The 6554-nt window shown below is 61.7% G+C and carries 3 protein-coding genes and 2 pseudogenes; 2 read left to right on the forward strand and 3 right to left on the reverse strand.

The genetic code is table 11. The annotated features are described in order from the left end of the window. Positions 1–112 precede the first annotated feature (112 nt). Together WCA85_RS20700 and WCA85_RS20705 are read right to left on the reverse strand one after the other, a co-directional pair. Positions 113–2509: a Tar ligand binding domain-containing protein gene (locus tag WCA85_RS20700; RefSeq protein ID WP_424066749.1), complete on the reverse strand. Its 2397-nt coding sequence runs from the start codon at positions 2507–2509 to the stop codon at positions 113–115. Positions 2510–2819: 310 nt separating this feature from the next. Then, positions 2820–3785 carry a cupin domain-containing protein gene (locus tag WCA85_RS20705; RefSeq protein ID WP_424066750.1) on the reverse strand — a complete coding sequence of 322 codons (966 nt, stop codon included), beginning with the start codon at positions 3783–3785 and terminating at the stop codon, positions 2820–2822. A 110-nt stretch (positions 3786–3895) separates the two neighbouring features. Between WCA85_RS20705 and WCA85_RS20710 the strand changes: the two are divergent. Together WCA85_RS20710 and WCA85_RS20715 are read left to right on the forward strand one after the other, a co-directional pair. Then, positions 3896–4434 (forward strand): annotated as a pseudogene (locus tag WCA85_RS20710) (carboxymuconolactone decarboxylase family protein). A gap of 125 nt (positions 4435–4559) precedes the next feature. Beyond that, a pseudogene (locus WCA85_RS20715) lies at positions 4560–5959 on the forward strand (FAD-dependent oxidoreductase). Positions 5960–6058: 99 nt separating this feature from the next. On the opposite strand, the gene WCA85_RS20720 reads toward WCA85_RS20715, so the two are convergent. Continuing rightward, on the reverse strand, positions 6059–6554 hold a 496-nt coding region (locus WCA85_RS20720; protein ID WP_424066751.1), incomplete at its 5' end, for a DUF6596 domain-containing protein.

Here is a 6554-nt window from a genome sequence, read left to right on the forward strand (position 1 = left end):
GTGCGCCACGGCGCCGCTCGCGCCACGCAGCCGCGAGAGCGGCCACGAGGCCGAGCGCCAATGCGACAATCAAGATTCCGTATCGTTCGACCACTGCCCTTCTCCAAGTCGCTCAAGCAGACAATGCGTCGACCTGCACCGGCTTCTCTTCTTTCTCGTCAGGTACACCCATGCTGTGCACCGCGCACTGCTCCGGCAGGCAGACCACGATCTGGAACAGGCGGTAGTCGGCACCGCGCCGGTCGTCCGTGAAGCGCAACTCGATGCTGCCGTTCTCGCGCTTCAGGAAATCTCGCACCGCATCCATGCCAACGCCGCGCCCGGACACCTCCGTGACCCTCTCGGCGGTCGAGAAGCCCGGGTGAAAGATGAAATCGGCCACCACCTCGTCGCTCAGCTGTGCGTCGGCGTCGAGCCAGCCACGCGCACTAGCGATACTCCGGATTCGCCCGAGCGCGAGGCCGCAGCCGTCGTCGCTCAAGGTGATCTGCAGCGCCCCCCTGTTGACGCCTGCTTCGATATCAATCGTGCCGGCCGCCGCCTTATCCTGGGCGACGCGCACCGCTACGGTCTCGATGCCGTGATCGACCGAGTTGCGCATCAGGTGCATGAAGACGTTCTTCAGCGTGCTGCTTACCTGCCTGTTCACGCGGTAGCCGTCGTCTTTGATACGCACGATGGGCGGCTCTTTGCCGAGTTCCCGCGCCAGCGACGGCAGCGATTCGAGCACGCCTGACAGCGTCTCCTCGATCGTTTCGGTGCCGAGGATGCGCAAGGTCCGGTGTACCGAATCGCGCATCGTCTGCAGGCTTCGAACGTCGACCGGGTCCGCCGCTTCCAGGAGGCGCAAGCTCTCCTGGATATGTCCCTGATCGACCATCAGATAGTGCTCGGCGTTGCCACGGCGCCCCGAATCCTTGCGGCCCAGGCTCACATCGTTGATCGTCCTGTAACGCTCGATCGCTTCCTTCACGCGCTCGAGGTCCGCGATCAGCACCTCCTGATTCCACTCTTCGCTGACATCGTTGCGGCGCAGCGCATCGTAGCGCCGCTCGGTCTCGTGCACGATGCTCGTCAGGTGCTGCAAGCTGTAGGTTCGCGCGTTGCCCTTGATCGTGTGCACATTGCGGAACAGCTCGGCGAGCGCCTCGCTGTCGGCCTGCGTGTGCTGGCGGATAATCCGCTCGTTTTCGTTGACGAAACCCGTCGCGCTATCGACGAAATGATGGAACTTCTCCTCCGTGACCGCGAGAATCTCGCCGATCATCTCGAGCCGACGTTTCTGCTCGCCGGCCTCGGCAGCAAGCTGCCGCAGCTCGGTCACGTCGCGCACGCAGAGCATGAGGCGCATGACCGTGTCGTTCTCGTCGGTGATCGCCGACCAGCTCAGGTCGAGCGTTTTCACGCGACCGTCGGCCATGGTCTTCGCGACCTCGTTCACGAGCAGGTGCTGGTTGAAAGTGAAGTTGATCGCGTCCTCGCCGATGCAGGCATGAATCGCGGCGTCGACCTGCGAGCGCACGTCGGAATTCAGATTGGTGTGGTCGAACACGAGATCCATGACCGGACGCCCGGCGATGTCCTTCGTCTCGAAGATCGCCTCGAGATAGGCTGAGTACTCGGCGTGCACAAGCGCGCCGTCGATGACAGTCAGCATCCCCTGCTGAATGTTCTGCAGCATCGCCTGGATGTCGGCGGTCTTCTGCTTGAGCAGCGCGGAGCTCTGCTGGATCTTCTCGATCATCTCGTTGAACGCGACGATCGAGCGCCCGATCTCGTCCATGCGCCCCACCGGAACGCGGCGCGTGAAGTCCTGACTCGACGCGATCTCGCTCATCATCGACTGCATGCGGGTGAGCGGCCGCCCGATCACCGCGGCCAGCACGGCGCGGGCAAACAGACCGATGCCGAGCGCTGCCATCGCGATCATGGCCGCTGCAACCATCAGCCGATGAAACTGCGTCTGCGCCTGATCAAAGCGCGCCTGCTGATGATCCACCTGCAACGCTTCGAGCGCGTTCATCGCCTGCTCATAGCGGGTGTTGAGCGACTCTGCCTGCCCCCGGGTGTTGTGGAATTTGTAGTAGTCGTTTTGCGAGAGCTGCTCGAACTCCGGCTCAAGCGCCTCCTTGATGAGCGCGGCGCGGGCAGCCTGCACCGCGCCGGCGGCACGCGACTCCTCGGCGTTGCGCGGTTTCGCCAGATACGCCGACCAGTTGGCGTCGCTCGCCTTGAGCACCGCGCGCGCCTTCGGCAGCAAGTCGTCGCTCGCGCGCCCCATCGTAAATAGCGTCTCATAGTTGCCGAGCGCCAGTTGCACCTGCAGCATCAGCTCGGAACTCGTCTTCAGATGGGTGATGGCTACCGTATCGGTCGCATATGTCTGCTTAAGCGCATCGTTGCTCTGCTTGAGACCCAGCACGGCGACGAGCATCGTGGCAATCAACGCGAGCGTGTAGCCCGCAATCGTGAGCGTGAGCCCATTCTGTATGGTTAAGCGTTTGAACATAGCGTCACGCGGGCGACCTCGCCTGAGGCGAACATCGCACGCTCTCCTCCGTAGTGGTGATGTGATACGTGCATGGACGGTTCTCTGCCGGAATTTTCATTGTCCATTGACACGATATCGGCTTGGTTTCGCGAAGCTTTAGGGCGTGGCCGAAACTGTCGTCTGCACGCCTGAGAGACATCATCTGCATCCCTATGTATCCATCAGGGTATCTACTAGCCCTTTATCCGCCGTTGGCGGTTTTAAGCGGAAACTGCGGAAATTTTCGACTACGTGCGCACACGAGGGCAAACCCGATCCGCGCTTCAACTCATGACCGTCCGTGTTGCTTCTCCACCTCCGAACGACGCCACTCTGCGGGCGTGATGCCCAGGTGCAGCGTGAAGGCGCGCCTGAACGCCGCCACGGATTGGTAACCGACGCTCTCGGCCACGGCTTCGGTGGAAACACCCGGCTTTTTCAACTCGTTGGCCGCCAATGCCATGCGGACATCCACTAGAAGCTCATTGGGCGAGCGTCCCACCTTTTCCTTGAAGTGGCGAAGCAACGTCGCTCGCGACATGCTGCAAATGCTGGACAACTCAGACAGGGTCCACGGGTATGCCGGTTGATTAAATATGGCCGCGAGAGCAGGAGCCAGACGCGGATGTCCAGCGAGAGCCAGTAGCCCGGTCGGCGCTTCGTCAGACTCGCTGGACATGCGCAGCGCGAGCGCGAAGAGCGCAGTAGACAGCGCGTTCAGCATTGCATGTCCCCCCAACCGGTCTGCATTCGATTCCGCGCGCATTAGCGCCATAAGACCTTTTAGCTGCGCAAGGGTCTCGCCGTTGGAGGAGCCCTCTACGGCGGATGTCCGAATAACGAGTCGAGGAGGAAGGTAAGCACGAATAAAGCGATCGTGTGGCGGCGCCAGCACGATTCGTCCGCAGAGCATATCGAGCCGCTCACCACTGCCCTTGTTTTCGCTAATGATCAGGTTCAGCGCTTCGCGTTCACGCGCAGGCTTCGGCCGCGCGCCGCTGCCATCGTGAAGGATATGAGCGGAGCCGTGCGTCAGCATCACGATGTCGCCGGCGCCAAGATTCTGCGGTTTGCCTTTACCCGGCGTCTCCAGGATGGCCGATCCGCCGAGGACGATGTGATACGGCATTTCCCCTGCATCCGAATCTTCATAGATGACCTGCCAAGGTGCGCCATATGAGCATCGAAGTTCAAGCTGGCCGCGTACCGTCACCATGCCGAGCAGATGGCTCAGCCAATCAAGTGTGGGTGACATACTCTCTCCGTTGATACTTTAGAGCATGATATTGGTAATTTTTAGTCTCAACAAGATCATCCGATGGTCCTACAGTGGAGGCTCCTAACCGCCACCCGATGAGGTTAATCATGAGTCGCATCGCTATCCCTGCTGTTACGAACGCCACGGGCGCCACCGCCGAAGTCTATGCACGGGTCCGGAAAATCGCGGGCGGCAGCGTGCCCAACCTGTTTGCGGCGCTTGGTCATCTCGCGCCCGCGACATTGAATGCCGCATTGGACGCCGAAGGCGCGCTGGCATCCAGCAGCCTCAGCAAGCAGGACCTGGAAACCATCAAGCTGCTTGTCAGCGAGCAAACAGGGTGCGACTACTGTGTGGCCGCACACGCCATGTTGGGGAAGATGACTGGCCTCTCGACCGAGGCACTCCGTCAGATTCGCGCGGGTAAGGCGACGGGCGATGCAAGCCGCGATGCGCTCGTCCACTTCGTGCAGAACCTGCAGACCACTCGCGGCACGATCAGCGAAAGCGAGCTGGCTGCCATTCGCGCTGCTGGTTACAGCGACAGGCAGTTGGCTGAGATTTCGCTGGCTATCGCCATGATCAGTTTCCCAATACGTTCAATCGCATTAACGACACGGACGTCGATTTCCCAGCGGTTGACTGACATGTGCGACGGCGGCTGGATACATCACACGCTGACGTGCCGCTCGCCGCGCGTTTGCACTCAGGCAGATAGCTCGATCACTGCCATATCGACCACACTAACTCGCAGCTGTGCTGGAGGATTTCATGTCTCAAGTTGAACATTTCGATACGTTGATTCTTGGCAGCGGCCAGGGCGGCAAGCTCCTGGCATGGCATCTGGGACGATCCGGGCAACGGGTCGCCGTAGTCGAACGGCAGTGGGTAGGCGGTTCATGCCCCGCCGTCGCTTGCCTGCCCAGCAAGAATGAAATATGGAGCGCGCGCATTGCGCATCTGACGCGACACGCCGCCGACTTTGGCACGATTACGGGTCGAATCGCCGTCGACATGGCAAAGGTTCGCGAACGCAAGCGCGGCATGGTCGAACGCGAAGCAGCGTTTCATGTGCAGGCGTATGCGTCGAGCGGGGCCGAGCTGATCATGGGCTCCGGCCGGTTTATCGCTCCCAAGACAATTGAGGTACAACTCAACGATGGGGTACGCGCACGCTCAGCGGCGACCAGGTGGTCGTCAATGTCGGCACGCACGCTGCTATTCCCGACGTGCCGGGATTGCGGGCCGCCGAACCGCTGACTCACATCGGCGCGCTGGAGCTCGACTATGTGCCGGCACATCTGATCGTCCTCGGCGGCGGTTACACCGGCATCGAGATGGCTCAGGCCTATCGCCGCTTCGGCAGCCACGTGACGATTCTCGAGCGCGGTGCGCGGCTGATGGCTCGTGAAGACGTCGATATCAGCGAAGAGATGCTTCGCATTCTGCGAGCGGAAGGAATCGATGTCGTGACGAATGCTGACTTGATCAGTGTCGAAGGCCGATCCGGAGCTCAGGTTCGCATCGTATTGCGCACTGGTTCAGGGGAACGGGTGATTGACGGCAGCGACATTCTCGTCGCGGCAGGACGTGTGCCGAATACAGCAGGCATCGGGTGGGCACAGGCAGGCATCGAACTCGACGAACGCGGCTATATTCGCGTCAATGGCCGGTTGCAGGCTTCGGCGCCCGGCGTGTGGGCGATCGGCGAAGTCGCGGGCAGTCCGCAGTTCACGCATGTTTCGGTGGATGACTTCAGGATCGTGCGCGACAACATGGCCGGTGGAGATCGTAGAACGACCGACCGCCTGGTTCCATACACGCTTTTCACTGATCCGCCGCTCGCGCGCGTGGGGTTGAATGAGGCCGATGCGCTCCGTCACGGTATCCCCGTTCGGGTCGCGACTCTTCCGATGACCAATGTGCTGCGAACCGCAGCGACTGACGAAACTCAGGGGTTCATGAAGGTTCTCGTCGGAGCCAACGATGACCGTATCCTGGGTTTCACGATGATTGGAGCGGAAGCAGGAGAAGTGATGGCTTCGATGCAGACGGCAATGATTGCAGAGCTTCCGTATCAGAAGCTCCGTGACGCCGTGATCTCGCATCTGACCTTCGCAGAGGGTTTGGGGCCGCTGCTGTCGAATGTGCCTGCGAGGGTGGCGCAGTAGACGAAACGCGGGAGTTCGTCTCAGATCTTTGGGTGGCGACAACGAAATGAACAACCCCGTCAAGCAACGGGACTCACTCGGCCCATCGGCGAAAGAAGATCAGCCCGGCAATCCGGCTTGGCGCCGCTGCAGGAAGCGGCGGACCGCAGGGTCCCGTTCGAGGCCGATAGCCATTTCGTAGGCGTCGCGAGCTTCGCGATGCGCGCCTGTCCGCATGAGTAGTTCCGCGCGCGCCGCCCAGTACGGTTGATAGTCCGCGAGCCGCGCGTCGGCGGCCACCTGTTGCATCGCGTTAAGGCCGGCGTTTGCGCCCTGCAGCTCAGCGACGGCGAGCGCCCGGTTGACCGCGACCACCGGGGAGCCAGTGAGCACCGCCAGCGCCTCGTAAAGCTGCACCACCGCCGCCCAGTCGGCTTGCCCCGTACGGCGCCGATGGACATGCGCCGACTGCAATGCCCCTTCGAGCTGATACCGCCCGATCGCACCCAGCGCGCTTGCGCGCTGCAGCAGCGCTTCGGCCTCGTCGATCATCTGCCAGTCCCACAGCGCCGGGTCCTGCTCGGCAAGTGGCACGTATTCGCCGTCCTCGCTGCGC

Origin of the sequence: Paraburkholderia sp. (genome assembly GCF_049581445.1) — a bacterium.
Classification (GTDB): Bacteria; Pseudomonadota; Gammaproteobacteria; order Burkholderiales; family Burkholderiaceae; genus Paraburkholderia.

What these genes read in the sequence shown, in the direction of transcription:
- WCA85_RS20700 (WP_424066749.1), bottom strand. Translation starts at nt 2,509, where the DNA reads ATGTTCAAACGCTTAACCATACAGAATGGGCTCACGCTCACGATTGCG.
- WCA85_RS20705 (WP_424066750.1), bottom strand. Translation starts at nt 3,785, where the DNA reads ATGTCACCCACACTTGATTGGCTGAGCCATCTGCTCGGCATGGTGACG.